This window comes from Leisingera sp. G5_S3_59_S7, assembly GCF_054968485.1.
On record NZ_JBQKUH010000003.1, the window covers coordinates 56,679 to 82,308 of the forward strand.

Consider the following 25,630-nt stretch of genomic DNA (forward strand, 5'->3'; position numbering starts at 1 on the left):
GTTGCGGTCCCGCCGGGGATTGGCGTCAGCCCATGAGAGCTTTGATCCTGTCCAGCGTTGCAACGCTGACCGCGACGCCTTGGTCACGGGCCCTGATCCGCTTGCCGCGGCGCCCGTCGCCCGGCACATGTGCGCCAGGCTGTGCCCGCACCGCTTCCACGATTCCGACCATTCCGGAACGAAATGTGTCATTTGATGTCGCAGCGGGGTCGATTGCGATAAACATTTGGCCGGTTTTCGGCGGGCCGCCCGCGGTGCCGGAGAACGGCGAGGCGTTGATGCCCAGGGTCGCACCGGTCAGTGCGGCGGCCATTATTTCGGTCAGCAGCGCGACGCTAACGCCCTTATACCCGCCCGACGGCGCCATGGAGCCCTTGAGGCCCGCGTCCGGATCGGTGGTCGGGTTGCCGTCAGCATCCAGCGCCCAGCCCAGTGGGATCTCCTTGCCCTCGCGGGCGTGTTTCATCACTTCGCTCTTGGCGATGGTGCTGGCGCTCTGGTCGATCAGCAGTTCCGGCTCGCCGTCCTCGCCCGGCACCGCGACCGAGAACGGGTTGGTGCCGACAACCGGCTTGCTGCCGCCCGACGGGGCAATCGAGGCCGGCGCGTTGGTAAAGCCCAGCCCCACCAGCCCGGCGCGGGCCAGGCGGGCGGTGTGGTAGCCGAGAACGCCGCAGTTATAGCTGTTGCGGATGGCCAGAACCGCGATGCCCTGCTCGCGGGCTGCCGGGATCAGCGCCTCAAAGCCTGCGTCGATGGCCGGATGCGCGAACCCTGTGGCCGCGTCCACGGAAATGACGCCGGGACGCGGGCGGGCCAGCGCGGGCGACGCCTGCCCGTCCACCTTGCCGCACTGCACATGCTCCGCGTAGATCGGGATATAAGCGAGGCCATGGCTGGCCACCCCGTCGGCCTCTGTCGCTGCGGTGGCAACCGCCAGCGGGCGGGCATTCGCCTCGGATGTGCCCGCAGCCACCAGGGCGCGGAAGGACAGGTCCTCGATCTCGTCAAGGGTCAGGATTTGGGTTTCGGTCATGTATGGGGCCTCTTCAGTCGTTGTCCGACAGCCCGGCGCCGGCGCCCAGAAGGCGCGACTCCTCGGTGGCCGGAGCGTAGGTTTTATGGGCAAACTGGTTGAGCGCGGCCCAGGCCGCCTCTTCCGGCTCAGCGCGGGTGCGGCCCGGCTTCGGGTTTGAAACGATGCCCGCGGCACGGATGGTCAGCAGAGCGGCGGCCTCAGGCAAAACGCCTTCGCATTGCAACCCGGCCCCATCGGTGACGGCTTGAAAGCCCTCGCCCTCGACGGTGACGCAGGTATCAAGCTGGCGGGCGGCCATCGCGGCAAACGGCAGGATCATTGCGGGCTGGGCAACAGGTCCAATTGTCCGTGGCGTGTTCCGCAACTGCACCGCGCAGTCCGACAGAACCGCGCCGGTTCCCAGCGGGCACAGCGGCGCTTGGGATTGCCAGTCACCGTCCAGAGACCGCGGCAGGTGGCGCGATAGCTCAGCCGCAAAGCCGGCCCGCAGCAGCCCGGCCAGCACAGCCGCGCCGTCCAGCCCCTGCGCGCACAGCCAGCGGGTAGCCTTGGCAGCCTCCTCGGCCAAGCCCCAGTCATAGCCGGCCCCGCGGGCGGCGCGTTTGGCGGTGGCTTCCACTTCGTTCAGTGCATAGCTCATTGGTCTGCCTCCGGGTACACCCACAAGTCCGCGTTGGCGGTGGTCAGGTCTTCGGGGTAAGGCGCGCCCGCATACATGCAAATCCGCACCCAGCGGTCGGAGCGCGGGTCGAAATGGGTGGCCCCGAAAAACGACAGCTTGGCCCGCAGCATGTCGACCGGCAGCACGCGGTTGCTGATGGTGTTGCTGCGGATCTCGCCATAAGGCGCGACCTGGCTCATCTGCGCGCGGCGCACGGTATGGCGGTGCTCCGGATGGCGCAGCAGGAAGGCCGCAACCGGCTGTTCACCGTCCCACTCTGCCAGCGCGGCATGGGCCGCCGCCGCGTCGCGGGCCGGGGCCAGCGGCTGCTCGTAGTTGGCAATCGGCTCGTCGAACCGCTCGCCCATGCGCGGCTCCAGCTTCTCCTCCGAGACATACCAGGCGCGGGCGCAGTTCTCCTTGGCCGTCCAATCCAGCTCCAGCGCCCAGCCAAAACTGTCCTCGATCAGGCTGCGGACCTGTGCAACCGGCATCGCGCCGTTGATCACAAAGGCCTGTTTGTTGCTGTCTGCCATGCAGTCCGACAGCCCGTCCACCAGCTCTGCATAGGGTTCCAGGATCAGCGAAGCCGCCAGTTCCTGCCCTTCCAGGCTCAGCTCCGCCTCGCTCCAGCGGATCAGTCGGTCCCAGGGGTGATCGTTGAGCAGATCATCTGCCGCGGCCCAGGCTGCCAGTTGGTCGAGATCCTTGCGCAGGCTTGCCAGCTTTTCGATCTGCACCGGATGTTCGGAGTGCCAGCGGGCCGCGGACAGTTCGCTCCGCCGCAGTATCCGGCGGAAGCAGGCGGCCTCGTCGCTGGAAGCCGTCTGAACCGAGCGCACCCGGGCAATCGCCTCTTCCCGCGCCATGATCCAGTTGTTGAACAGCACCGGGTGGTTGACGATGTAGGGCGCCATGCCAAGGCCGGTGGAATTGCCGATGCCCAGCCGCCGCGCGGTTTCCGGCGCCAGCGGCACGGCGTTTTCGCCGCCCTTGGCGCGGGCCATATGCTCCACCAGATCACGGACAAAGACACGGGTCAGGTAGACCGACAGCATCTCTGCCTGGAACGGCGCGTTAAGTTCGGGGCGGTCTGCGATGGCTTCGCGGTCCGCAGCGCCCAGCTTGCCGGAGCCGTAGACGGCGGTGGTGCGCATCAGATAGCCGACAGCCTCCACCTGGTCCGGGTCAGGCTGCCGGCCTTGCGACAGCGCATCGATGAAATGCGCCCACAGCCGCACAGAGCGGTTGGCGCGGGAGACAGACAGGGACTTATCGTTGACCCGGCCCGCCTCCTGGTACGGCACGTTCTTCGAGAGCCGCTCAATGTCGTCATCCCTTGGCACCCCGTCGAACAGGGTGAAGGTCGCATCCCAGGCGGTGGCGATCACCCGGTCCGAGCGCATTTCCGGCGGCAGGTCGTGGGCGAAGGCAATCAGGGAGTAAGTCCGCGCAGGGCCGGTGGCAGTATAGACCGCCACCCCGACGCCCTTGGCATTGATATCGAACTTGGGGCGCGCAAAGCTCCAGTTTTCCCGCGCCATGCGGCGCGTCAGCACCCGCATGAAGCTGAGGCGGCACTGATGCAAGGAGCCGAGCCGGCTGAGGCGCATCACCTGTGCCGGATCCCGTCGTGATATCGTTGTCTGCGCGGTTGTTTCCATGACCTATCCCTTTGGGCCAAAGTTTTCGGCAAAGAACCGGTACCAGTTCCCGCCCATGATGCCGCTGACCTCGTCATCGTTCATGCCCGTCGCGCGAAGGCCGTCTTCGATGTTTCCAAAGTCGCGGTTGTCGTTGAACCAGCTGGGCATTGCCGGGAAGCCCGGCGCGGCGGCTGATCCTTCGCCGTAGTCGATTTCCTTGGTCCAGCGGCCAACGCGCATCCATTCCACGACGCTGTCGGGCTGGTCCTGGCAGAGGTCGGTGCCGATGCCGAGGTGTTCCACCCCGTATTTGTCAGCGGTGCGGGCAATCATCTCGCAGAAGCTTTGCAGGGTGCAGTCCGATTTATCCTTGAGGTGGTGGGGATAGACCGAGAAGCCCATCATGCCGCCGTGGCCAGTCACCGCGCGGATCACATCGTCCTTCTTGTTGCGCAGCGCGGGCGACCATTCATGCGGGTTGGCATGGGTGATAGCGATGGGGCGGGTGGAAATCTCCGCCGCCTCGATGGTGGAGCGGTCGGCGGAATGGCTCATGTCCACGACCAGGCCCACCCGGTTCATCTCCTTGATCACCTGACGCCCCATGCGGGTGATGCCGGTGTCCTCATCCTCGTAACAGCCGGTCGCCAGCAGCGACTGGTTGTTGTAGGTGAGCTGCATGAAACGGGCGCCCAGGGTGTGCAGGATCTCGATCAGGCCGATGTCGTCTTCCATCGGCGAAGGGTTCTGGAAGCCGAAGAACACCGCGGTGCGGCCGGTTTCGCGGGCCTTGCTGATGTCGCTGGCCCACTGCCCCTTCATGATCAGGTCCGGATACTGCTCGAACCAGCGGTTCCACTTCTCGAAGTTCAGAACCGTCTCGCGGAAGTTCTCATGATAGGCAATCGTGACATGAATCGCGTCCACGCCGCCCTCGCGCAGCTGGCGGAAGATCTTTTCCGACCAGTTGGCATATTGCAGGCAGTCGATACGGTATCCGGTCATTCAAGCACCTCGATTTTTAAAGGTCAGCGCCCGTCCCAAGTGTTTGCGGGGGCAGGACGGGCGCTGGATCCGGCGTTTCGCCGGAAAAGTTCAGGCCGAGCGGCTGGCGGGCATCAGACCGGTTTGCCGGCGCTGATATAGGCGGTCTTGACGGTGGTGTAGAACTCCGCCGCCGCCTTGCCCTGCTCGCGCGGGCCATAAGAGCTGTCGCCGCGGCCGCCGAAGGGCACGTGGTAGTCGGTGCCTGCGGTCGGCAGGTTGACGGTGACAACACCGGTGCGCGCGTTGCGGCGGAAATGGGTGGCGCGGGCCAGCGACTGGGTCACGATGCCCGAGGTCAGGCCGAAGTTGGTGTCGTTGACCACCGCCAGCGCCTCGTCATAGCTGCCGACCTTGATCACGCTCGTCAGCGGCGCAAACATTTCCTCGCGGTTGATGCGCATGTCGTTGGTGGTATTCAGGAACACGCCGGGGGACATGTAAAAGCCCTCGTGCGGCATTTCCAAACGCTGGCCGCCGCAGGCCAGTTCGGCGCCTTCGGATTTGCCAAGGTCAGCATAGGCCAGGTTCTCGTTCAGCTGCTGCTCGCTGACCACCGGCCCCATCTGCACGCCCTCTTCCAGCGCGTGGCCCACTTTCATGGCCTGTGCCCCGGCGACAAGCTTGTCGACAAAGGCGTCATGAACAGCCGCGTGGACCACGAGCCGGGAGGAAGCGGTGCATTTCTGGCCAGTGCCGCCGAAGGCGCCGCCCAGCGCCAGGGTGACGGCCAGATCCAGGTCAGCGTCGTCCATGACGGCCAGCGCGTTCTTGGAGCCCATCTCCATCTGCACCTTGGTCAGGTTCTGGATGGCGGCGGCGGCAATGCCTTTGCCGACCGGCACCGAGCCGGTGAAGGAGATCGCGTTCACCTTGGGGCTTTCGACCAGGCGCTGGCCGATGGAACGGCCGGAGCCCATGACCAGCGAGAACAGGCCCTTGGGGATGTCCTGCTTGGCGATGATCTCAGTCAGGGCCACGGCAGAGGCCGGGGTGATGTTAGCCGGTTTCCAGACCACCGCGTTGCCGTAGCAGAGCGCCGGCGCGATTTTCCAAGATGCGGTTGCGGTCGGGAAGTTCCAGGGCGAGATGATCGCCACCACGCCCACGGCCTCGCGGCGCACGTCCACCTCAATGTCGGGGCGCACGGAGTCGGCGTTTTCGCCGATCTGGCGCAGGCATTCGGCGGCGTAATAGGTGAAGAACTGGCCGGCGCGGTAGACTTCGCCCTTGCCCTCGGCCAGCGGCTTGCCTTCTTCGCGGCTCAGCAGCGTGCCCAGCTCCTCGGCGCGGGACATCAGCTCATTGCCGATGTTCATCAGCACCGCCTGCTTGCGCTCCAGCCCGTAAGCGGCCCATTCGGCCTGCGCTTTCTGCGCCTGGTCCAGCGTTGCCTCCAGCTGATCGGCGCTGGCCTGGGCAAACATGCCGACCAGATCGCTCAGATCCGAAGGGTTGCGGTTTTCGATTTCGCTTTCGCCAGCCAGCCATTCGCCGGCAATCAGGTTCAGTTTGGTCACGGAGAAGCCCCAGATGCTGAAATTCAGGTTTGCAGCAGGATGGACTTCCGCCCCCGCATCAGTCAAACTCAATAAACTGAACGTAACTTCAACAATTCTGAAGTCATGGCCTTGAAGATTGAAATGCTGCGCGTCTTTTGCACCGTGGCGCAGACCGGGAACCTGTCTGAGGCTGCGAACCGGCTGGGCCGGACCCAATCGGCTGTTTCCATGACGCTCAAGCAGATGGAGGACCATCTGGGCAAGAAGCTGTTCGAGGGCGAGCGCAAGAGCCAGCTGTCGCCGCTAGGCGAGCAAGTCTTTGAGCTGGCCCAGAAACAGGTGCGCCGCTTCGACCAGACGGTGCAAAGCATCGAGATGGCGGCGGAGGCGACCCACGGGCTGATCCGCATCGTGTCGGTGCCATCGGTGGCTGCGCTGGTGTTCCCGGCGGTGCTGGAGCATCTGACCGCCCGCTTCCCGGGTCTCAAGGTCGAACTGCGCGACACCGACACCCAGCAGGTTCTGGACGCATTGGCCGAAGGCAAGGCGGATATCGGCATCGCCTCCGGCTATCATCCGCTGAACGGGGTCAAGGCGGTGCCGCTGTTCGAGGACCGCTTTGGCCTGGTCTGCTCTGCCGATCACCCGCTGCTGCTGCAGGAACGGCCGCCGGCGATCGCTGACGTTACCGGGGCCGGTTTTGTCCGCAACGCCCTGTGCGGCCTGATCCGCAACGAGCGCTTTGTCGAGGCCAGCAGCTCAGCCGATGTGACGATTCACAACACCCACTCGCTGATCACCATGGTCCGGACCGGGAAATGGGTGACGGTGCTGCCGCAGACCGTGGCCCGGTTCATGCCGGAAACCACCGCCTTCCGCCCCATTGCTGACTTGCCGGACAAACGGGAGGTCTACCTCTACCAGCGCGACCGCTCCCGGTTTGCGGCCCTGACTGAGGAATGCAGCAGCTTCATCCAGTCGTGCGACCTGTCACCGGACCTGGCCGGATAACCGCGCGCCTGCGTCCCGCCGCCGGGCAGGCCCGCCGCGCGTCAGGCCAGGTGAAAGGACAGATGGGGTGCGCCGCCGTCTGCATCCCGGACCTGCCGGGCCGCGATACCGAACACCTCAGATACTGTTTCCGGCGTCAGCGCCTGCTGCGGCGTGCCTGATGCCACCAGCCGCCCGCCCGACAGCACCGCCACCCGGTCGCAGGTCAGCGCCTGGTTCAGATCGTGCAACGCCACAACGGCAGTCACTTTCAGGTTCCGGACGCACCGCAGGATCGACAGCTGGTGGTGGATGTCCAGATGGTTGGTCGGCTCGTCCAGCAGCAGCAGCCCCGGCTGCTGCGCCAGTGCCCGCGCGATATGCAGCCGCTGCCGCTCGCCGCCGGACAGGGTGGCCCACTCGCGCTTGGCGAAGGCCTCCATTTCCACCGTCCGCAGGGCTTTGTCCACCTGCCGGGTGTCTTCTCCGCTCCACGGCCGCAGCGCCGACAGCCAGGGGGTGCGGCCCAGCTCCACCACTGAGCGTGCGGTGATGCGCTCGGCGGTATCAGCCTGCTGCTCGACAATGGCGATCCGCTGGGCAATCTCGCGGCGCGACAGCCGCGCCAGCGGCTGCTCCGCCAGCAGCACCTTGCCTTGCGAGGGCCGGGCCAGCCCCGCCAGCAGCCGCATCAGCGTCGATTTGCCGGACCCGTTGGGTCCGACCAGCGCCAGCGTCTCACCGGGTTGCGCCGACAGCGACACATCCGACAGCAGCGCCTTGCCGCGCACCGCAAAGGACAGGCTGCGGGCTTCGATCCTCATCGCGCCGTCCTCTGCCCGCGCACCAGGATAATGGCAAAGGCCGGCGCCCCGATCAGTGCGGTGACGACGCCGATGGGCAGCACCTGACCGGGGATGATGACGCGCGAAACGACATCGGCGCCGATCAGAAACACCGCGCCGGTCAAAGCGGCGGCGGGCATCAGACGGCGGTGGCCCGGCCCCACCAGGAACCGCGCCGCATGAGGGATCACCAGGCCGACAAAACCGATGGAGCCGACGATCGATACCATCACCGCTGTCATCAGCGCGGTGGCAAAGATCAGCACCACCTGCACCCGCCGCACCGGGATGCCCAGCGCCGCGGCGGAATCGGTGCCAAAGGTGAAGGCATCCAGCGCCCGGGCGTGAAACCGGCAGACCATCCAGCCCGCCAGCGCCAGCGGCACCGCCAGCCACACATCCGGCCAGCGCACGCCGCTGAGGTTGCCCATCAGCCAGAACATGATGCCGCGCGCCTGATCCGCATTGGCGGATTTGGCGATGATGAAGGCCGTGAGGGCGTTGAACAGCTGCGAGCCGGCAATGCCCGCCAGCACAATCTGCGCCGCTGCGGCCCGGCTGCTGCCCGCCCCGGCGGCCCGCGCCAGGATGGCGACAAAGCCAAACGCCAGAAGCGCCCCGTTGAAGGCGCCGAAGGACAGCGACAGGGCGCCACCGCCGAGGCCGGCAATTGTGACCGCCACCGCCCCGGTCGAGGCGCCGGCGGAAATGCCCAGAATATAAGGGTCCGCCAGCGCATTGCGCAGCAGCGCCTGCAGCACCACGCCTGTCACCGCCAGCGCCGCGCCGCACGCCCCCGCCACCAGCGCCCGCGGCAGCCGGTAGCTCCAGATGATGCCCTGGTCCACCGGGTCCACCGGCAGACCCGCCCCGGCCAGCTTGTTGACCAGAACAGACAGGACAAGGTCAGGCGCAAGCGGGGTTTCCCCGATCATTGCGCCTGCCAGAACCGCCGCAGCCAGCACCGGCAAAGCCAGGCAAGCGCCCCGGAAGCCGTGCCATGCAAGTGCGGCGGCTGCGCTCATGCGCCGTTGCCGATTGCGCTGAGTTCAGCGGCCAGATCCTCCAGCGCAGGGATCGCGCGGATGGTGGCGTCCATGGCCTGGGCATCCATCACCACGATACGGCCGTTCTTCACGGCGTCCATCTGGCTGGCGACCGGATCATTGCGCAGGAATTCCAGCTTCTTCTCGTAGTCGTCGGCGGCAAAGCGGCGGCGGTCCATGCGGGCAATCACGATCACCGTCGGGTTGGCCTTGGCAATGGTTTCCCAGCCGACGGTCGGCCATTCCTCGTCGGTCTCGATGACATTACGCAGGCCAAGCTGCTGCATCATGTAGCCCGGCGCGCCCTTCTGGCCGGCCACGAACGGGTCGCTTTCCAGCTCAGGCGAAGAGAACCAGAACACGGCTGAGGCGTCGGCCAGCGCAACCTCTTTCGCCTTGGCAACAGCCGCGGCCTCGCGGGCCTTGTAGTCAGCGACCAGCTCTGCGCCTTTTTCGGCCTCTCCGAAGATCGCTGCCAGCTCCTCGATGCCCTGATACAGGCTCTCGGTGGTGAACATCTGCGTTCGGGTGCCGTCGCCGCCGGTAGTGTTGTCCTTGCCGACGCAATCGGCGGGCATCACATAGGTGGGGATACCCAGGTCATGGAACTGCTCGCGCTTGGCGACGACACCTTCAGGACCCACGTGCCACTCATACTGGGCCGCCACCAGACCGGGGCGCTTGGCCACCACGCTTTCAAAGCTGGGGTCGTTGTCGGCCAGCCGCTCAACCTTGGCGTTCACGTCGGCGTATTCCGGCAGAACATCGTTGAACCAGACCGAGGTGCCGAGCACCTTGTCCCCCAGCCCCAGCGCATAGAGCACTTCGGTGGCGGCCTGGCCGACGGTCACGGAGGACGCCGCAGGGGCGTCGAAGGTGACGGACTGGCCGCAGTTTTGGATAGTCAGCGGAAAGCTGTCGCCGGCAGCCGCCGCCTGGGCCGCAACGGTGAAGGTAAGGCCGATAAGGCCGGAACGCAGAAACATGTTAGTCGATCTCCATATGTCAATGACCGGAGAACGGGTGAAAGGGCATTGACCGGCAGGGCGGAAGACCTGGGCCCTTCCTCTGCGGCACCTGATAGCGGCGGCGCATCCAGCCGGCAACCTCCCCGGACAACCCCGCCCGGTGTGCTTCGGTTTCTTCACCGGCAGGTCTCCTGACTGGCGGGTCATCGTCTGGGCCGCCTTCCCGGACCGCTGGGGTCCAGTGACGCGATGGCTCAGCACTCGCCGCCTACAGTTGCGGGGGCAGTTCCGTTTGGTGCCCGGCGGGCACCGCGGATTCCCTCTTAGCCCTTGCGGGACCGGTAGGGCGCGCGTAGCGCATCACTTCCGCTGCGGCAAGAAAAACTTGCAGCCGCTGCTGGATTCCCGTGGAAAAGGCGCGGGCTGCTTCGGCATCCGCAGGAACACCTCCCGGCCGCGGAGCACGCCACCGCGGTTTACAGGATCTCATCCTCGTCGAACATCGGATCGTCCTCCAGCTGGGCGCTCAGATCCTCCACCGAGTCCTCTGCCCGCTCGACCGACCCCACCCTGCCCAGGTGGAACACCGCATCGCCTTCATTAACGACGGGCATCACCGCACGGCCGACAATCAGCCCGTCGAAAGGGGCCAGGATCTCCTCGTCCTGCTCGCCGAAGGGGTCGGAAACCGATCCCAGCAGATCGCCTTGCCGGACCAGCTCCCCGTCGTTCTTGTACACCCGCAGAAGCCCGCCCATCGGCGCCCGCAGCCATTTGCTGGAGGCGCAGAACTGCGGCTGCGATTTGGGTTTGGAAATGCCCTTGGCCGGAACCATACCCATGTGCCGCAGCACCCGCAGGATGCCGGCCAGCCCGGCCCGGATCGACAGCTCGTCAAAGCGCAGGCCCTCGCCCGCCTCATAGAGCAGCACATCCTTGCCCATCTCCTTGGCCGCGCCGCGCAAAGAGCCATCGCGCAGCTGCGACTGCATCACGATGGGCGCGCCGAACACCCCGGCGAGTTCCCGGGTGCGCGGATTATCGGGCGAGATGCGGATCTGCGGGTAGTTGGTGCGGTGGACGGCCGCCGAGTGCAGGTCGATCCCCAGGTCCGAGCGGGCGACCACCTCTGTCATGAAAAGATGCGCCAGGCGCGAGGCCAGCGAGCCGTGCTCGCTGCCGGGAAACGCCCGGTTCAGGTCGCGCCTGTCCGGCAGATAGCGGGAGTGGTTGATGAAGCCGAAGGCATTGACGATCGGCACCGCAATCAGCGTGCCCTTAAGTGTCGTCAGGTTCGGCGCCCGCAGGAGCCGCCGGACAATCTCCACACCGATCACCTCGTCCCCGTGCACGCCGCCGCTGACGAAAACCGCCGGCCCGTCCTGGCGGCCGTGCACAACATGCGCCGACATGGTGACCGGCGTGTGATCGGACAGAACGCTGACCGGCAGGTCAACCGTCAGCCGCGCGCCCGGCGCCACCTTGGCGTGGCCGATGGTGAAATGCTGCCGCCCCCTCATACTGCTACCCCTTGCCCTTGGTTCTGGTGACGCCGGACTTGGCGTGTTTTTCAAGGAATTCGATCATCCTGCCAGTGATGTCCAGACTGGACGCCTTTTCAACCCCTTCCAGGCCGGGGGAAGAATTCACCGCCATCACCACTGCGCCGTAGCTGGCGCGCAGCATATCGACGCCGCAGGCGTTCAACCCCTTGGTTTTGGCGGCGCGGATGGCGGTGGCGCCCGCCTCGCGCTCTTGAGTTGCGGCCCTTGTGCAAGCGTGATTGTTTAGCCGCAGGCTAAAACTCCACCGGATTGTGCAACTAAACGTCTTTGCCAGCACGGCCCGCACTTTGGCCGGGCTGTATGGACGCAGATACGGCGGCGAGGCTTCCGGGCGGTACAGGATCACGCGGAGGCTGCTTCAGGAAATCGCCAGGCGGCGCAGGCTGGATCGGGGCGACGTCACGGCGCTCTCGCGTGTACATCTGGAATAAGGGTATGTTCTGATTGCTTTGGGCCGCTTTTTCGTGGTTATGAGCGGCAGCGCCTTCGTCAGCTACCGGCGCGCGGGCAAGGAGATGCCGGCGCCCCGGACCGCAGCAGGCTGAACGCAGTGCCGCGGCTGGCCGCCTGACATTACAGGGATAAGATGGATCTTGAACAGCTGATTGCCTGCCCTGCCTGTGACGTGCTGCACCGCAACCAGGACGTGGCCAAGCACACGGTCGCCAGATGCGCCCGCTGCGGCACGGTGCTGGCGGCGCCCAAATCGGGGGCGATGACCCGGATTGCGATGCTGTCCCTGACGGCGCTGATCCTGCTGGCGGCCGCGGCCGGCTTTCCGTTTCTGGAGCTGCAGGCGCAGGGGCTGTCGCACCGGGCGTCGGTGCTGGATGCGGTGCTGGCGTTTTCCAGCGGACCGATGGCCCCGCTGTCGCTGGCCACCGGCTTTCTGATCGTGCTGCTGCCCGCCGCCCGCTACGGCGCCCTGGTCTATACCCTGGCGCCGATGGCCCTGGGCTGGCACCCTGCCCCGCATGCCGCCGTTGTCTACCGCTGGGCGGAACGGCTGAAACCCTGGGCGATGGCAGAGATTTTCATTATCGGCGTCGCGGTGGCCCTGGTCAAAGTGTCCGGCCTCGCCCGGGTCGGGCTGGGGCCGGCCTTTTGGGCCTTCGCCGCACTCCTGGTGGTGACCATCCTGACCGACAGTTCCATTTGCAGGCTGACCGTATGGAAAACCCTGAAGACCCGCCGCGGTTCCTGACCGCAGCCGAGGCCGGGCTGACCGGCTGCCGCACCTGCGGGGCCGTCAATCCAGGCGGTGCGCAGATCTGTTACAGCTGCCGCAGCGAGCTGAACCCGCCGTCCGCTTACAGCCTGCAGCGGGTCTGGGCCTGGCTGGCGGCGGGGCTGATCGCCTATGTCCCCGCCAATATCTACCCGATGCTGCGCACCACCTCGTTTGGCCGCGCCTCCGAGAACACGCTGCTTGGCGGCATCGTGGAGCTGTTCAGCCTAGGTTCCTACGGTGTCGCCTTCATCGTGTTCTTTGCCAGCATCGTGATCCCGCTCGCCAAATTCCTGGCCATCGGCTATCTGGCGGTCTCGGTCCGCAGGCCCGCGGCTCTTGGCAGGCACGGCAGGCTGGTGCTTTATGAGGTTGTCGAATTTATCGGCCGCTGGTCGATGATTGATGTCTTTGTCGTGGCGATCCTGACCGCCCTGGTTCAGCTGGATTTCGCCGCTGCCGTCACTCCGGGAATTGCAGCGGTCAGTTTTGCATTGTCGGTTGCCTTCACCATGCTGGCAGCCCAAAGTTTTGATCCGCGGCTGATCTGGAACGCGGAAAAGCGAGAGTATGAATGAGCACGCCTGAACCCGCCACGATGAAAGTTTCTGCGCAGCGCCCGTCGCCGTGGCGCAATTTGTCCCTAGTCTGGCTGGTGCCGCTGGCGGCGCTGGCGGTGTCGCTGGGTATAGCGTGGCAAGCATATTCCGCCCGGGGCGTTCTGATCCGCATCACTTTCGAGAACGCCTCCGGCATTGTGGCCAATGAAACCACGGTGCGCTACCGCGATGTGGCGATCGGACAGGTTGAGGAGCTCGGCTTTACTGAAGACCTGAGCAAGGTCACTGTCTGGGCCCGCATCGACAAGAAGGTTGCCCCCTATTTGGATCAGGACGCCGCCTTTTGGGTGGTCCGCCCCGAGGTCAGCACGCGCGGCATTTCCGGGCTCAGCACCGTGCTGTCGGGTGTCTATATCGAAGGCACCTGGGACCAGGATCCCGGCGTGGCCGCCACCCGCTTTGAGGGCGAAGACGGGCCGCCTCTGGTGCAGCCGGGCCGGGAGGGCCGGCGGATCACCCTGCGCACTACCGACGGCAGCATGATCTCCGAAGGCGCGCCGGTGCTGTTCCGCGGCGTTGAGGTCGGCCGGCTGGAGCAGCCGCGCCTGACGGTCAGCGGCGACAGTATCGTCGTCGATGCCTTCATCGACGCCCCGCATGACCGCCGCATCAACTCCGCCACCCGGTTCTGGGACACCTCCGGCTTTTCCGTCTCCTTCGGCGCCAGCGGGCTGTCGCTGGACGTTGACAGCATCGCCTCGCTGGTGGCTGGCGGCATCGAATTCGACACCGTTTTCGATGGCGGCAAGCCGGTGGGCAAGGGCACGGTTTTCGACATTCACGAGGACGAGGCCGCCGCCCGCCGCACCGCTTTTGCGCGGTCGCGCTCGGATGGCGTGGCGGTGGCTGTCGCCTTTGACGAGTCGGTCGCTGGGCTTGCCAGCGGTGCCGCGGTCAAGCTGGGCGGTGTCAAAGTCGGCGAGGTCAGCACCCTGAACGCCGCCATCCAGAACCAGAGCGACGAAGCCGAGGTGCGGCTGATTGCCAAACTGCTTCTGCAGCCTGCGCTGATGGGGCTTCCGCCCGGTGCCGGAGAGGTAGAGGTGCTGGATTTCCTGGAGCAAGCGGTCGAAGGCGGGCTGCGGGCGCGGCTGGCCTCCGCCGGGCTGCTGAGTTCGGAACTGATTATTGAACTCGTCACTCTGGAGGAGGCCGCCCCAGCGCAGTTAGACCGCAGCGCAGAGCCCTTCCCCGAACTGCCCAGCGCCCCCTCCGATCTGCCCGGTTTCACCGCAACCGCAGAAGGCGCGATGGAGCGCATCAGCGAATTGCCGGTTGAGGAGCTGATGGCGCAGGCCATCGCCACCCTGGCCAGCATCGAAGACCTGGCCGCTGCCGACAGCACCCGCGAGGTTCCCGCCGCTGCGGTGGCGCTGCTGGAAGACACCCGCGCGCTGGTCGCAGATCCCGGTACCCGCGCCCTGCCGGCTGAGCTGACCGCCGCCGTGGCGGACCTGCGCGCCATGCTGACGGAGGTGCAGCAGGGCAATGCGGTGGCCAATCTGAGCGCCGCGCTGGAGCAAGGCAGCCAGGCCGCCGCCAGCCTCGCCGCCGCATCGGATGAGCTTCCTGCCCTGGTCAGCGACTTTCGCGCCCTGGCGGCCAAGGCCAATTCCCTGGAAGCCGAAGAGCTGATCCGCTCCGCCAGCCGGCTGATGAACAGCGCCGATGCGCTGATCGGCACTGAGGAAGCCCGCGATCTGCCCCCTGCCCTGACCGGCGCGCTGGATGAGATGCGCCGCACGCTGGAGGCGCTGCGCCAGGGCGGGCTGGTGGACAATGCCAATGCCACCATGGCCTCTGCCCGCGGCGCCGCCGATGCCGTGGCCGCCGCAGCCGAAGGCCTGCCGGCCCTTTCCGCCCGGCTGGAACGGCTGGTCGCCCAATCAGAGGCGCTGATTGCCTCCTATGGCGCCCGCTCCAGCTTCAACTCCGAGACGCTGGACGCCCTGCGCGAGGTCAAGACAGCCGCCCGCGCCGTCTCGCAATTGGCCCGCAAGATTGAACGCGACCCGAATTCTCTGCTGTTTGGACAATAAGATGATTAAATCCCTGACTTTGATGGCTCCCCTTGCCCTGCTTGCGGCCTGCGGCCCCTCCAATGAGGCCCGCTACCTGATTTCCGCAGCACCGGGTGAAAAAGTGGCAAACCTGCGCTCCCGCACCATCGAAGTGCGGCTGGTCTCCCTGCCCTCCTACGCCGCCGCCTCCGAGATCGTTGCAGAGGGCGAAGGCGGCGCGCTGTTTGCCCTAGGCGGGGCGCAATGGGCCGATGATCCGGCCCGCGGCATGACCGCGGCCCTGGCCCGCGGACTGAACGAGCGCACTGGCGCCTCTGCCGCGATGGAGCCCTGGCCGCTGAACACCGGCCCGGACGTGCGGCTGGATGTGCGGGTCGATCAGGCCTATGCGCGTGCCGACGGGGTGTTCGAGCTGACCGGCCAGTTTGCGGTCTCCTCGCCCGAAGGCACCGTGCGCGAATTTGTCAGACCTTTCGACATTCAAGCGCCTGCCAGCGGCACCGGGCCATCCGCTGCCGCTGACGCTCTCTCCCGCGCGCTGGCGGAACTTGCGCGGCAGGTGTCCCAGTCCATGTAAAGGCAAGCCGGGCTGATGGGCGTGCCTGCTGCAGGTGCGGCAAACCCGCTGTCCCATCAGGCGCTCTGCGCGTCCGGCCCGGCCAGCGGCAGCCCTTGCAGCATGCCCGATCGGTAGGTCTCGGTGATCAGCATGCAGGAGGTGTTTTCAATCTCCAGGACATAACTCCTTGCCGCCTCCGGGTCGGGCACGCCGCAGCGCTGCCAGAGCCGGGACAGAACCCCGTCCGGGCACGGCACCGGTCTTTTGCGGGTCAGCTTGATATCGAAGATGTACCCAATTGGCGACAGCCCCTGTTCCAGATGCCGCTGCACCTCCGGATCGAGCTGCTCCAGCGCGACATAGGTCAGGTTATCCATCATCACCTCGCCCCGGTGCGACATGCACACCTGGCGTTCGATAAAGGACGTGCCAGGCAAATGCGCCCTGACTCCCTCCAGAACATCCGCGGTGACCTTCTGGTGCAGCACGTCCAGCTGCACCGGCCCGTCAGCCAGAGTTTCGCAAATCAGCGTGGCTGAGCCGTCCTGCACCAGCAGCATCTTTTTCCAGACCGCCGCCCATTTCGCAAAAGGGCTGCCAGCGGCGAGGCCATCGTCAAACCGCTTGCGCAGCAGCGGCGCTTGCGCTCCTTCCGGCCGGCCGGGCGGCGTGCCCGTGCTGTGATGCTGACTGCCGGTGCTCATGTGCTGTCACTTTCTCTATCGGACCAGGCGACAGGAATAGCAGCACCGGCGCCGTGGTCAAACGGCTAACCGCCGCCTGCGGCGGAGGTTTCGCACCCCTGGCCAATTCAGTGCAAAAGCGACGCCGCTTCGGCCAATTGCTCTGGCGACAGAGGCTTGCAAAGGAATTTCTTGATCAAAGGGAACTTGGCCGCGCGGTCCAGATCCGCCGGATTGACCGTGGTGCTGACAATCACAACCACAGGCACCGGGTCCAGAGCCTGGATCTGGCTGGCGTATCTTTCAAGAAATTCGAAGCCGCTGATGGGCGGCATATTGATGTCCAGAAGTATGAGTTCCGGCGGCCGCCCGCCGTCGCTGATGAATTGCATCGCAGCCAGTGGCCCGTCGAACAGCTCGAACTTATCGAACACCTCCGACCGGCTGATGATGCGTTCTGCGAACTTCCGGTCCATTCTGTCATCATCTATGACGTAAACGACTTTGTCGCGGCTATCCATCCTGCTTCTCCTCCAAATTCAGGTCGACGCTGAATGCCGCGCCTTTCCCGGATTGCGAAATCACCCGAAGCTCTGTTCCGTGGGTTTCGGCCACCCGTTTGCACAGGGCCAGTCCGATACCCGAGCCGGGGCATTGGTCATAGCGGTGCAGACGCTTGAACAGCTCAAAAATCCTCTCCTGCATGTCTTCAGGTATGCCGGGCCCGTTGTCGGACACCGAGAGCCGCACCTTGCCCGCCGTGACGGCTGGCGCACACTCCACCCTGACCTGCGCCTTTTGCCCGCTGCTGCCATAGGTCAGCGCGTTTGACAGCAGGTTGGTCAGTAGAACCCGTATCTGGAACGGGCTGCCCATGACCACGGGCAAAGCCCCCACACGGATTTCGGCCTGCGAGCCGGCCGCCAGGGAATCCATGTCCTTGAGAACCTGCCGCACCAGCATCTGCAGATCCACCCGTTCCGGGGTGAACTGATGGCCGACAATTTTCGAGTAATCCAGCACGTCGTCCACAAGCTGGCGCATCCGCGCTGCAGTGCCGATCAGGTCACTGATGAGCTCCCGTGCCCCGGGCTTTAAGTCCGCCTGATAATCCTCAAGCAGGACCTCCAGAAAACAATAAAGCGTGTTGATCGGTGTCTTGAGGTCATGGGACAGCGCATAAGTGAAATTGGATTGTTCCTGATTGGCCTGCACCAGCTGCCGGTTCTTGCCTTCCAGCTCTTCCGCGCGAAGACGGATCTCTGTTGTCCGCGTCCGGACCTCCCGGTCCAGTTCGTCCCGCTGGCGGGCCAGCTCAAAGGTGATGTCACGCAATTCCTGCTCAACACGGCGGCGTTCTGCGATTTCCTTTCTCAGGCTGGCCATGCCGCTGACGTAACCGCGCAGCGCCATGTCATAAACTGCCACGCCCTCAAGAAAGAAGTCCTCCGCCCGCTCAAGGAATGTGCCGGAAGCGCCCGCCGGCAGCAGGCTGTTGCGCAGCCCGGCGAAATGCAACAGTCCGAAATCCGGCAACGGCACGTTTGCTTCCAGGGCAAGACGCGCTGTTTCATACGCCTCCCCCAGGTGCTCTGAATTTCCGCTTTCGATGTAGGCGGCCAAGGCTGTCTCGTAACGTTCAGCCACCAGCGTCAAGGTCTCTTTGGCCGGGTGCCGGTCCACACCGGTCATGGGCGCCTCCGCTGATGGGAAACAGCCAGGACCGTGCGGTCATCATGGTCTTTGCCGAAAGTCGCGAGACAGGAGGCCACCCACTCCTGCGGCGGCATGCCGGCCATCGGGAAGGCGTCGCGGAAGCGCCGCGAAACCCCGTCAGAGGCAAGGATCAGGGCATGGTCTGGCGGGAACGGCTGGGTTTGGGACAATACACCGGGGAAATGCACCCCCAGGGTCCCGCCCTTTTGCAGGATCGGAACGGTGTCTTCACCCCCCGGCAGGAGGGCGCAGATGACCCCCTCCACATCCCCGAGTGCAGCCCATTCAACGGCCGCCCTGTCAGGGTCGATCAGCGCCACAGCAAGTGCCGCGCCGCGCGTGCCCCGTATGCGGTCATGCGCAGCTTCGAACAGCTCCGCAATTTCACCGACGGAGACCGTCGCAAGTGCTTCCAGGCAGGCATTTGCTGCGTCCTGAGCCCCCGGACCGCTGCCGACACCATCCGCCAAAGCCACCATCAGCCTGTTGCCGGCACGCCGCAGCAAGTAGCCGTCGCCGCACACAGAGCCTGCCATCTTTGAAGCCTGTGCCGCGGCCCAATCTATCCGGGAGCCGCCAGTTTCAAAGTCGATGCTGCCGCTGTCTGCACTTAACGCCATTTCACCACCGTCACGACAAGACCCCGGCCAGGATCTGAGCTGATATCGAACTGATCGACGATCCGCCGCGTTCCCGGCAGCCCGAGGCCCAGGCTGTTGCCGGTAGAGTAGCCGTCCTGCAAAGCCAGTTCGACGTCAGCCAGGCCCGGCCCCCGGTCGCGGGCCGTGACCTTTATACCGGTCTTTGTTCCGCCCCTGGCAGTGCAAAGCTCCACTTCTCCTTCTTGCGCATAGTTCACGATGTTCCGGGCCAGTTCCGAGACAGCGGTTGCAATCAAAGCCTGGTCCGGCCTGCTGAAGTCCAGCTCGGCAGCGAGGCGGCGTGCCAGCTGGCGGGCCGCCACGACATCGCTGTCGCAGGATACCGGCTGCAGCAGTACAGCGGGGTCCGCTGCGGGCGCGTTCATGGACCGTCTCGCAGAATGGCGATACCGTGATCCAGGTTCAGGGCTGTGGGAACATTTTCCAGCTTGAGGCCCAAAAGCACCATTGCCATTGCGATTTCAGGCCGGATGCCCACTATCGCGATCTTTGCGCCGCGCAGGGCGACCGAAGCCGCGATATCGCTCAGCATCCTGGTGCCGTAGCTGTCGATGACATCCAGCAGGCTGACATCCAGGATCACCTTGGAAGCCGCCAGGCGGGTAACCTCAAGCAGGATCTGATTTTGCATTTCCTGGATGTCGCTGTCGGACAGCTCCTCCTGCACCGCTGCGATCAGCAGGTCGCCCTGGCTTATAATGGGGACACGCCGGACCACTCTAGCGCTCCAGAAGCTTGCGCGCGGTTTCAACGCCCCGCTCAAGATCTCCTGCCGGGTTCAATGCCTCACCGGTGACACCGATTTTCACCAGAGACTGCGCCACCTCAGCGCTGATACCGGTCAGCACTGAGTGAGCGCCCATCAGGCGGGTTGCCGTCATTGTCTGTATCAAGTGGTTGGCGACCATACTGTCCACCGCAGCCACCCCGGTAATATCCAGCACCACTGCGCGGGCGTTCTGATCCCGGATTGCATCCAGAATCTGCATCGTCAAAAACCGCGACCGGTGGCTGTCCAGCACGCCGACCACAGGCACCAGCAGCAGCCCCGCCTGCAGGCGCAGCACCGGCGTCGGCAGTTCGCTTAGCTGGCGTTCGCGCTGTTCAATCGCATCGCTCCTGGCTGCCGAGAACGCCTCAATCGTCATGGCCTGATGGCACGCCGCCGTCTTGCGCAGCGCTTTCTCGGTTTCGAGGGCCTCTGCTTCGTTATCGGCACTCTCCCGAACGAGGTCGCAGATCCGGTTAATGGCGAAGGTGTACAGTCCAAGATAGAAGCTGGGTGAGATGCCATAGCTTTCGTTGAACAGCCCGGCGCGCTTGCGGTCCTTGTAGTATTTCTGATCGAGGCCCGCCTCAAAAAGCTCCAGCAGATGCCGCCGCTGCTCGTCCCTGACCTCTTGCATGCCATGCGGGCGGGCTTCGCCGCCGGGATGGTCGTAGCCTCCCTCGCGGCTGTAGAATTCCTGCAAGACTGCCTCGATATTCTGTTCTGCCAGAGGCATGAGGCCGGATACCCGGGCCCTGTCGTCTTGGCTAACGTCGAACCAGCCCCAAAGTTCCTGCAGCCCTTTGGCCGGGGTCTGGATTGTCGAAGTTATGACCTCATTCATGGCGCCCTCGCAACGATGACAATGCCCTCAGAGAGTCTGGCGATATGCTTAATGAAGCCCTAAAGAGGCCAGCAAGACGCCAATAAATCCCCGTAAAATCAGTGCGTTGAATGGCATGAGGACGGTGCCGGGTTCAGCCTGCCCTGAGGGCTCCGCACAGCCCGCCTTTCGCGCTGGTGCGGCCGCCTGCAGCGAGCTTCAGGTCCGAATCCGAGCTTGCCGGTGCCCATGAGGCAGGCACCGCTCCGAGCTGGCCCCGGACGAGGCAAACTCTTATTTATAACACTTGGCGGCGCCTTATGGAGCAGCCAGAGAATCTGCGGGCTGCTGCTGCGTGATGCACCCGATACCGCCGCCATCGAGCGCGGTAAAGGTGCTGTCCACGCCCACAATTTTGCGGCCAGGGACCAGCCTATCCAATCCGGCCGCTGTCGCGCAGCCAGGCATCGTTGATCGGGATTTCCAGAATCTCAATGTTGCCGCAGCCCTCGAGTGCCGCGCGCGCTCCGGAAGCGTCGCTGGGATCAGCAATCACGGTCACCAGCTCGAACTCTGCCACTGCGCGCATCACACCGGCATAATCCGCCCGTATGCAGCCCGGATTGCTGCGGCAGCTCAGCTCGGCCGGCCAGCCATTACAGGTGCGGGCGCGGGGTCCGCCAGCGTCTTCAGGTCGATATTGCCTTCGACGAGATCGATCCAGCAGACGAGGCCGGTGCGGCCCCGATCAAACGGCAGCATCCAGACTTGGCCTTCCGACGACACTTCCGGCAGCTGCGCGAGCGCAGGGAGCAGTTCATCCCAGGCTTTTAGCCGCGCGGTGTCGATCGGCTTGATCGGGTCCGCGGCCCGCATCTTGCCGATCAGCCCGCCGCGGGGGTCCGCCACATCGGCCCCTTTCGGGCGGCAGCTGCCGACGTGTACCCGCTCGGGCCGAAGGCTGATCGTGACTGCGGCGCCAACGCTATCGGGCACCCCGAGCGCGCCGGTTCAGAGCCGATCGCGGTTGGATACAGCAGCCTTCCGGCGCCCTGCGGCACCATGCGGCGGGCCGCTGCGGGGAACAGGCGGGCAAGGACGTCCAGCGCCTCCTGGTCGTGCTTGGGCAACCCGTACTGCCGGCCGATCACGCCGCCATTAACCGAGTGGACATTGATGTCGACAGAAAGCGGCGGCTGCCGTCCGGCTTGCCGTCTACGGGCGGCGAGGTCACCCGATACGGTACTGTGTCATGCGAGCTTGACCCCCTGCTTGACGAGATCGCTGGTTGTCTTGCGGATGCCGTTCTCGAGAATGTCGAACATCTGGTCGATCTGGCTTTCGGAGATAATCAGCGGCGGCGAGAACACGCACATGTTGATGATCGGGCGCAGGATGAGGCCGTTTTCCTGGCAATGCGCATCGATCATGGCGCCCACGGTCTTGTCGAGTGCGAGAACATCGTCGGCCGACGCATCTGCCACGCATTCGACACAGCCGAGCAGCCCCTTGCCGCGGGCATCGCCGACAAGCGGGAGGTCCGCGAGGGCTCCGAGCCGGGCCTCGAAATGGGGAGTAACATCCCGCACATGCTCAAGGATGCCCTCGCGTTCGATGATCTCGATGTTTTTGAGCGCAGCGGCAGCACTGACCGGATGGCCTGAGTAAGTGAACCCGTTCGAAAAGGTCGCATCCCGGGACTTGTCGCCGGATACCTCGGCGATCAGCCGGTCCGAGATGATGCAGGCCCCCATTGGCACATAGCCTGAGGTCATGCCCTTGGCGCAGGTGATGATGTCGGGAACGATATCAAACACCTTCTGGGAGGCGAACCAGTGGCCCATGCGGCCGAATCCGGTGACGACTTCGTCAGAGATGTAAAGCACATCGTGCCGGCGGCACACTTCGAGGCAGCGTTTGTGGTAACCCGCCGGCGGGACAATCACCCCGCCCGAACACAGGATCGGTTCGGCAATGAATGCCGCCACCTTGTCAGCGCCGGTCTGCAGAATGGCGTTCTCCAGATCCGCCACCTTCTCATCCAGAAACGCCTCGATGCTCTGACCTTCGGCGCGGACATAAGGATTCACGTTGGGCAGGAAATGGGTCAGATGAGATGCCTGGTCCAGCCAGCCCTTGTCGCGTTCCTTGCCGCTCATCGAGGCCGCCAGATAGGTCGAGCCGTGATAGGCCTTCTGCCGTGAGATCACGATCTTCTTTTCCGGCCGGCCCAGAACATTGTTGCGGAACTGGATAAACCGCAGCGCGCTGTCCACGGCAGTTGAACCGCCGGTGGTAAAGAACACGTGGTTCAGATCGCCCGGCGTCCGCTTGGCAATCTCGTGGGCCAGGCGCGCAGAGGTGGAGTTTGCGTTGTTGAACGGCGAGAAATAGGCCAGCTCCCGCGCCTGCTGCGCCATTGCTTCGGCGATCTCAGTGTTGCCGTAGCCAATCTGCACGCACCACATGCCGGCCGGTCCATCGATCAGGCGCTCGCCCGTTTCCGTCGTGACATAGATGCCTTCACCGCCTTCGGTGAAAGTCCTGTCATTCTGGCCGATATAGGCCATTCCCTCCCACGGATGAACGAAATTCCCATTGTCCCAATCGCGGACGGTTTCGAAGTCGGCAGTCTGCTGCGTCATGGCATCACCAGGATTGTAACATCAATCACAAACTGAACGTACGTTCATTCATTGTCAAGAAATGCTTTTGCCATTAGGTTTTAGCTGTATGAAGCCGTTGGAAACTCAGGGGCATTCACCCAAGTCAGAAAGGTTCGCAAAGGACGTGAGCAACACCGGTCAGCATGAGGAAGGGCAGAACGCCCGGGAACTGAGCAAGTCGAAGAACCGGCGCCACCTTCTGGATTCGGCAGCGGATGCCATTTTCAAACACGGCTTCCGCGGGGCGACGATTGCAGCGATTCAGAAGATATCAGGCCTATCGCGGGGCATGATCAATCTGCACTTCAAGACAAAGGAAAACCTCTTGCTGGCGGTCGCTGAAGACTTGTCTAACAGTTATTCCGAACGCTGGAAAAAGATTGCCCGCAACCCTGACCTCTCCGCGAGGGACAAGCTGATGGGGATTATCAAAGTTGATCTGTCACCGGATATTCTGAATGAACGTGATGTGGCAATCTGGTTCGCGTTCAGGTCCGAGGCTTGCTCGAATCCCGAGTACCACAAATACATCGATTCAAGAGATGCGAGCTTTCACAACACGATCGTGGAGATCTGCCAGAGCCTGATCGACGAGGGTAAGTACCCAAATGGCGACGCCCATCTTGCGGCCGACGCCTTTATTGCGCTCTTCGAAGGCATGTGGACAGATTTCCATCTCCACTCAGAAGAATTCGACCGGTGCCGCGCCGAACGTGTCTGCCTCTACATCGCAAACAGTCTTTTTCCGGATCACTTCGACCTTTGAAAGGTTCAGCGGGAGTCTGGGCTCTGAAGCAAAGGTGCGGATTTACAGCGCGAACGGCCAACATTCTGCGGCAAGGACCCTGACCAGCGAGGCGTTTCTTAGGCCATCCGGCAGTGGACCTTTTGTCAGTCTCTGAACAGCAACGGTTGTGCGCTAATGCGGGGTGCAGGGTCTGGCGCGGGACACAGGTCTGGCTGTTTGTTGTAGAGCTGACCCGCATGTCAGCCAAATACGCTCCGAACGCAGCAGTCCGGCATTCGGATTTCAGACACTCCTGCATCAAACGGAATTCCCAAGGATCGAAGCAAGCGCAGCGGGCAATCCAGGCGGCGAGGCCGACCCTGCCGGAAGGAACGCTTGCAAGCTTTGACACCACCATCCGGGCGCCGGTGCTAAAGCGCCAGATGCGGCAGGCAGCCCGGTTCCATCCTTAGAAGTGCTGCAAGCAACTCCAACCCTTTACGGAAATGACTTTCATCCTGCACCGCACCCAGAGAAACCCGCACAGCGCCAGGTGGGCACGTGCCGGAGGCCAGGAATGGCGTATCAGGTGCAACAGCTATTTGCAGCTGACGCGCGTATTGCGAAAAGCTGCCGGAACTCCACCCTTCAGGCAGCGGCAGCCAAAGATGCAAGGCAGAGGGATGCCCCCTCCAGGAAACTCCCCGGAAGACCCGGCTGGCGATGCGGTGCCGTCTGTTGAAGGCGTGGCGCTGCCAGCTGGTGAATTCCAGCATTGTGCCGTCCGTCACCCAGCGGCTGGCCAGCTCCCACATTAATGGCGCGCCCGCTCCTCCGAAGCTCAGCAAGCGGCTTGTCAGAGCTGGACGCAGATGGCCCGGGGCGGCCATGTACCCGGCCTGCAGCCCGGGCATCGCGCATGTGCTGAGGGTAGTCAGATATACTGAACGCTCCGGCAGCAGCGCCGACACCGGCGGCGGGCGGTCCTCTGCCACGGGGCCAAGCGGATCATCTTCAACGATACAGAGATCATGGGCATCCGCAATCCGGGCCAGATCCCTGCGCCGGTCCTCCGGCATCATGACCGGAACCGGATTGGCCAGTGAAGGCCGCAGGCACAGCACCTTGGGGCCGGACGTCCGGCAGGCGTCCTCCAGTGCGTCCGGCAAAATGCCATCAGAGTCCGCCTTCAGTCCCGCAAGCTTCAAGCCCAAGTAGGAGCAGCCCGATACGAGCAGGTTGTGTGTAATGCTGTCTGCCAAAACAGTGTCGCCCGGGCGGGTCAGAGCGGACAAGGCGGCGGACATTCCGAGGCTGCCGCCGTTTGTCAAAAGAACCCGCTCTGGTGCAGCCGCAAGCCCGCAGGCTGCCAGCCACCGGGCCCCGGCAGCCCGGTGCGCCCCGCTCCCGGCGACGGCGCCGCAGGCCTGCAGTGCCGAGGGATCCAGTTCTGCCGCAAGCTCCTGCAATGACGTCTGAAACCGCTTGCTGTGCTCTTTGTTGCGGACGGGGCTGACGGTGGAGAAATCAAAGCCGCCTTCGCGCTCTGACCTTTGCGGAGCAGGGTGCGGCGCGGGACCGCAAACATAGCTGCCCCGTCCGACCTGCCCGTCTATCAGGTTCTGCTTGCGCAAGCTCTCGTAGGCTTTGCTGACGGTGTGAACGCTCAGCCCAAGCCGGTCTGCCATCTTACGGTGCGGCGGCAGCCGGGCGCCGGCGGGGAGTTCTTTGGTCAGAATGGCCTGTTCAATGGCTACTGCCAGGCTGGCGTGCAGAGGTGAATGAAGCGTTTCAGGATCAGGATACCACATTGCCGTTCCCTGCTCCCGGCCGCCGCGCCGAACCGGCTG

The 25,630-nt window shown here is 64.4% G+C and carries 27 protein-coding genes, 1 pseudogene and 1 riboswitch; of the genes and pseudogenes, 6 read left to right on the forward strand and 22 right to left on the reverse strand.

The features are described 5' to 3' along the window. Positions 1-25 precede the first annotated feature (25 nt). The 5 genes from ACTRWG_RS02740 to ACTRWG_RS02760 form a co-directional block, all read right to left on the reverse strand. Complete coding sequence (locus tag ACTRWG_RS02740) at positions 26-1,036, reverse strand: Ldh family oxidoreductase (RefSeq protein ID WP_027234915.1); 1,011 nt, start codon at positions 1,034-1,036, stop codon at positions 26-28. A gap of 13 nt (positions 1,037-1,049) precedes the next feature. Next, on the reverse strand, positions 1,050-1,679 hold the full coding sequence (locus ACTRWG_RS02745; RefSeq protein WP_462828921.1) for a DUF3726 domain-containing protein: 630 nt from the start codon (positions 1,677-1,679) through the stop codon (positions 1,050-1,052). Next, on the reverse strand, positions 1,676-3,364 hold the full coding sequence (locus ACTRWG_RS02750) for a hypothetical protein (protein ID WP_027234917.1): 1,689 nt from the start codon (positions 3,362-3,364) through the stop codon (positions 1,676-1,678). Before ACTRWG_RS02750 ends, ACTRWG_RS02745 begins: the two co-directional genes overlap by 4 nt. Before the next feature lie 3 nt (positions 3,365-3,367). Next, positions 3,368-4,351, reverse strand: a complete 984-nt coding sequence (locus ACTRWG_RS02755; protein WP_027234918.1) for a membrane dipeptidase — start codon at positions 4,349-4,351, stop codon at positions 3,368-3,370. 113 nt (positions 4,352-4,464) lie between these two features. After that, complete coding sequence (locus ACTRWG_RS02760) at positions 4,465-5,910, reverse strand: aldehyde dehydrogenase family protein (RefSeq protein WP_027234919.1); 1,446 nt, start codon at positions 5,908-5,910, stop codon at positions 4,465-4,467. A gap of 105 nt (positions 5,911-6,015) precedes the next feature. On the opposite strand from ACTRWG_RS02760, the gene ACTRWG_RS02765 reads away from it, so the two are divergent. Beyond that, entirely contained in the window at positions 6,016-6,903 is an 888-nt protein-coding gene (locus ACTRWG_RS02765) for a LysR family transcriptional regulator (RefSeq protein WP_027234920.1), read from the forward strand. Between the two features lie 293 nt (positions 6,904-7,196). Here ACTRWG_RS02765 and ACTRWG_RS02770 read toward each other — a convergent pair. The 5 genes and pseudogenes from ACTRWG_RS02770 to ACTRWG_RS02790 all read right to left on the reverse strand — a co-directional run. Then, positions 7,197-7,706: pseudogene (locus tag ACTRWG_RS02770) on the reverse strand (ABC transporter ATP-binding protein); the annotation flags it as partial. After that, the gene (locus ACTRWG_RS02775) at positions 7,703-8,752 is read right to left on the reverse strand and encodes a FecCD family ABC transporter permease (RefSeq protein WP_027234922.1); all 1,050 of its coding nucleotides are present in this window, start codon (positions 8,750-8,752) and stop codon (positions 7,703-7,705) included. The pseudogene ACTRWG_RS02770 and the gene ACTRWG_RS02775, both read right to left, overlap by 4 nt. Next, a complete protein-coding gene (locus ACTRWG_RS02780) occupies positions 8,749-9,759 on the reverse strand; it encodes an ABC transporter substrate-binding protein (protein ID WP_027234923.1) in 1,011 nt (336 codons plus the stop codon). Before ACTRWG_RS02780 ends, ACTRWG_RS02775 begins: the two co-directional genes overlap by 4 nt. Before the next feature lie 146 nt (positions 9,760-9,905). Beyond that, a riboswitch (cobalamin riboswitch) is annotated at positions 9,906-10,099 on the reverse strand. 118 nt (positions 10,100-10,217) lie between these two features. Beyond that, entirely contained in the window at positions 10,218-11,261 is a 1,044-nt protein-coding gene (locus ACTRWG_RS02785; RefSeq protein WP_462828923.1) for a succinylglutamate desuccinylase/aspartoacylase family protein, read from the reverse strand. A 4-nt stretch (positions 11,262-11,265) separates the two neighbouring features. Beyond that, positions 11,266-11,652, reverse strand: a complete 387-nt coding sequence (locus ACTRWG_RS02790) for a hypothetical protein (RefSeq protein ID WP_462828924.1) — start codon at positions 11,650-11,652, stop codon at positions 11,266-11,268. 240 nt (positions 11,653-11,892) lie between these two features. Here ACTRWG_RS02790 and ACTRWG_RS02795 point away from each other — a divergent pair, with 240 nt between their 5' ends. The 4 genes from ACTRWG_RS02795 to ACTRWG_RS02810 are packed head-to-tail and all read left to right on the forward strand — an operon-like array spanning position 11,893 to position 15,752. Next, complete coding sequence (locus ACTRWG_RS02795) at positions 11,893-12,510, forward strand: paraquat-inducible protein A (RefSeq protein WP_259971978.1); 618 nt, start codon at positions 11,893-11,895, stop codon at positions 12,508-12,510. Continuing rightward, positions 12,477-13,112, forward strand: a complete 636-nt coding sequence (locus ACTRWG_RS02800) for a paraquat-inducible protein A (protein WP_462828925.1) — start codon at positions 12,477-12,479, stop codon at positions 13,110-13,112. Before ACTRWG_RS02795 ends, ACTRWG_RS02800 begins: the two co-directional genes overlap by 34 nt. Continuing rightward, positions 13,109-15,193 carry an MlaD family protein gene (locus ACTRWG_RS02805; RefSeq protein ID WP_462828926.1) on the forward strand — a complete coding sequence of 695 codons (2,085 nt, stop codon included), beginning with the start codon at positions 13,109-13,111 and terminating at the stop codon, positions 15,191-15,193. Before ACTRWG_RS02800 ends, ACTRWG_RS02805 begins: the two co-directional genes overlap by 4 nt. Before the next feature lie 22 nt (positions 15,194-15,215). Beyond that, entirely contained in the window at positions 15,216-15,752 is a 537-nt protein-coding gene (locus ACTRWG_RS02810; RefSeq protein ID WP_245597337.1) for a PqiC family protein, read from the forward strand. A gap of 56 nt (positions 15,753-15,808) precedes the next feature. Here the strand turns inward: ACTRWG_RS02810 and ACTRWG_RS02815 are convergent, their stop codons facing one another. From ACTRWG_RS02815 to ACTRWG_RS02865, 11 genes are all read right to left on the reverse strand, one after another. Then, positions 15,809-16,438 (reverse strand): chorismate--pyruvate lyase family protein, encoded by a 630-nt coding sequence (locus ACTRWG_RS02815; protein WP_027234930.1) that lies wholly within the window; start codon positions 16,436-16,438, stop codon positions 15,809-15,811. A gap of 107 nt (positions 16,439-16,545) precedes the next feature. Next, a complete protein-coding gene (locus ACTRWG_RS02820; RefSeq protein WP_259971973.1) occupies positions 16,546-16,938 on the reverse strand; it encodes a response regulator in 393 nt (130 codons plus the stop codon). Then, the gene (locus ACTRWG_RS02825; RefSeq protein WP_462828927.1) at positions 16,931-18,109 is read right to left on the reverse strand and encodes a sensor histidine kinase; all 1,179 of its coding nucleotides are present in this window, start codon (positions 18,107-18,109) and stop codon (positions 16,931-16,933) included. The genes ACTRWG_RS02820 and ACTRWG_RS02825 overlap by 8 nt, the downstream gene beginning before the upstream one ends. Next, on the reverse strand, positions 18,106-18,669 hold the full coding sequence (locus tag ACTRWG_RS02830) for a SpoIIE family protein phosphatase (protein WP_462828929.1): 564 nt from the start codon (positions 18,667-18,669) through the stop codon (positions 18,106-18,108). Before ACTRWG_RS02830 ends, ACTRWG_RS02825 begins: the two co-directional genes overlap by 4 nt. Before the next feature lie 74 nt (positions 18,670-18,743). Beyond that, on the reverse strand, positions 18,744-19,160 hold the full coding sequence (locus ACTRWG_RS02835; protein ID WP_036797176.1) for an anti-sigma regulatory factor: 417 nt from the start codon (positions 19,158-19,160) through the stop codon (positions 18,744-18,746). Then, entirely contained in the window at positions 19,157-19,513 is a 357-nt protein-coding gene (locus ACTRWG_RS02840; protein ID WP_027234935.1) for an STAS domain-containing protein, read from the reverse strand. The genes ACTRWG_RS02835 and ACTRWG_RS02840 overlap by 4 nt, the downstream gene beginning before the upstream one ends. A 1-nt stretch (position 19,514) precedes the next feature. Next, positions 19,515-20,408: a protoglobin domain-containing protein gene (locus ACTRWG_RS02845; protein WP_027234936.1), complete on the reverse strand. Its 894-nt coding sequence runs from the start codon at positions 20,406-20,408 to the stop codon at positions 19,515-19,517. A 297-nt stretch (positions 20,409-20,705) separates the two neighbouring features. Beyond that, positions 20,706-20,855 carry an agmatine deiminase family protein gene (locus tag ACTRWG_RS02850; RefSeq protein WP_154667757.1) on the reverse strand — a complete coding sequence of 50 codons (150 nt, stop codon included), beginning with the start codon at positions 20,853-20,855 and terminating at the stop codon, positions 20,706-20,708. Continuing rightward, the gene (locus ACTRWG_RS02855; RefSeq protein ID WP_462828951.1) at positions 20,821-21,114 is read right to left on the reverse strand and encodes an agmatine deiminase family protein; all 294 of its coding nucleotides are present in this window, start codon (positions 21,112-21,114) and stop codon (positions 20,821-20,823) included. The genes ACTRWG_RS02850 and ACTRWG_RS02855 overlap by 35 nt, the downstream gene beginning before the upstream one ends. Beyond that, positions 21,024-21,296: a hypothetical protein gene (locus ACTRWG_RS02860; protein WP_462828930.1), complete on the reverse strand. Its 273-nt coding sequence runs from the start codon at positions 21,294-21,296 to the stop codon at positions 21,024-21,026. Before ACTRWG_RS02860 ends, ACTRWG_RS02855 begins: the two co-directional genes overlap by 91 nt. Before the next feature lie 341 nt (positions 21,297-21,637). Next, positions 21,638-23,032 carry an aminotransferase gene (locus ACTRWG_RS02865; RefSeq protein WP_027234939.1) on the reverse strand — a complete coding sequence of 465 codons (1,395 nt, stop codon included), beginning with the start codon at positions 23,030-23,032 and terminating at the stop codon, positions 21,638-21,640. Between the two features lie 88 nt (positions 23,033-23,120). Between ACTRWG_RS02865 and ACTRWG_RS02870 the strand changes: the two genes are divergently transcribed. Then, on the forward strand, positions 23,121-23,819 hold the full coding sequence (locus tag ACTRWG_RS02870; protein ID WP_245597338.1) for a TetR/AcrR family transcriptional regulator: 699 nt from the start codon (positions 23,121-23,123) through the stop codon (positions 23,817-23,819). A 392-nt stretch (positions 23,820-24,211) separates the two neighbouring features. On the opposite strand, the gene ehuR is transcribed toward ACTRWG_RS02870, so the two are convergent. Next, complete coding sequence (ehuR, locus tag ACTRWG_RS02875; protein ID WP_462828931.1) at positions 24,212-25,591, reverse strand: MocR-like ectoine utilization transcription factor EhuR; 1,380 nt, start codon at positions 25,589-25,591, stop codon at positions 24,212-24,214. Positions 25,592-25,630: the final 39 nt, after the last annotated feature.

Coding starts and splice junctions, on each gene's coding strand:
- ACTRWG_RS02740 (WP_027234915.1), bottom strand. CDS start 1,036: ATGACCGAAACCCAAATCCTGACCCTTGACGAGATCGAGGACCTGTCC.
- ACTRWG_RS02745 (WP_462828921.1), bottom strand. CDS start 1,679: ATGAGCTATGCACTGAACGAAGTGGAAGCCACCGCCAAACGCGCCGCC.
- ACTRWG_RS02750 (WP_027234917.1), bottom strand. CDS start 3,364: ATGGAAACAACCGCGCAGACAACGATATCACGACGGGATCCGGCACAG.
- ACTRWG_RS02755 (WP_027234918.1), bottom strand. CDS start 4,351: ATGACCGGATACCGTATCGACTGCCTGCAATATGCCAACTGGTCGGAA.
- ACTRWG_RS02765 (WP_027234920.1), top strand. CDS start 6,016: ATGGCCTTGAAGATTGAAATGCTGCGCGTCTTTTGCACCGTGGCGCAG.
- ACTRWG_RS02775 (WP_027234922.1), bottom strand. CDS start 8,752: ATGAGCGCAGCCGCCGCACTTGCATGGCACGGCTTCCGGGGCGCTTGC.
- ACTRWG_RS02780 (WP_027234923.1), bottom strand. CDS start 9,759: ATGTTTCTGCGTTCCGGCCTTATCGGCCTTACCTTCACCGTTGCGGCC.
- ACTRWG_RS02785 (WP_462828923.1), bottom strand. CDS start 11,261: ATGAGGGGGCGGCAGCATTTCACCATCGGCCACGCCAAGGTGGCGCCG.
- ACTRWG_RS02795 (WP_259971978.1), top strand. CDS start 11,893: ATGGATCTTGAACAGCTGATTGCCTGCCCTGCCTGTGACGTGCTGCAC.
- ACTRWG_RS02800 (WP_462828925.1), top strand. CDS start 12,477: ATGGAAAACCCTGAAGACCCGCCGCGGTTCCTGACCGCAGCCGAGGCC.
- ACTRWG_RS02805 (WP_462828926.1), top strand. CDS start 13,109: ATGAGCACGCCTGAACCCGCCACGATGAAAGTTTCTGCGCAGCGCCCG.
- ACTRWG_RS02810 (WP_245597337.1), top strand. CDS start 15,216: ATGGCTCCCCTTGCCCTGCTTGCGGCCTGCGGCCCCTCCAATGAGGCC.
- ACTRWG_RS02815 (WP_027234930.1), bottom strand. CDS start 16,438: ATGAGCACCGGCAGTCAGCATCACAGCACGGGCACGCCGCCCGGCCGG.
- ACTRWG_RS02820 (WP_259971973.1), bottom strand. CDS start 16,938: ATGGATAGCCGCGACAAAGTCGTTTACGTCATAGATGATGACAGAATG.
- ACTRWG_RS02825 (WP_462828927.1), bottom strand. CDS start 18,109: ATGACCGGTGTGGACCGGCACCCGGCCAAAGAGACCTTGACGCTGGTG.
- ACTRWG_RS02830 (WP_462828929.1), bottom strand. CDS start 18,669: ATGGCAGGCTCTGTGTGCGGCGACGGCTACTTGCTGCGGCGTGCCGGC.
- ACTRWG_RS02835 (WP_036797176.1), bottom strand. CDS start 19,160: ATGAACGCGCCCGCAGCGGACCCCGCTGTACTGCTGCAGCCGGTATCC.
- ACTRWG_RS02845 (WP_027234936.1), bottom strand. CDS start 20,408: ATGAATGAGGTCATAACTTCGACAATCCAGACCCCGGCCAAAGGGCTG.
- ACTRWG_RS02850 (WP_154667757.1), bottom strand. CDS start 20,855: ATGCCTGGCTGCGCGACAGCGGCCGGATTGGATAGGCTGGTCCCTGGC.
- ACTRWG_RS02865 (WP_027234939.1), bottom strand. CDS start 23,032: ATGACGCAGCAGACTGCCGACTTCGAAACCGTCCGCGATTGGGACAAT.
- ACTRWG_RS02870 (WP_245597338.1), top strand. CDS start 23,121: ATGAAGCCGTTGGAAACTCAGGGGCATTCACCCAAGTCAGAAAGGTTC.
- ehuR (WP_462828931.1), bottom strand. CDS start 25,591: ATGTGGTATCCTGATCCTGAAACGCTTCATTCACCTCTGCACGCCAGC.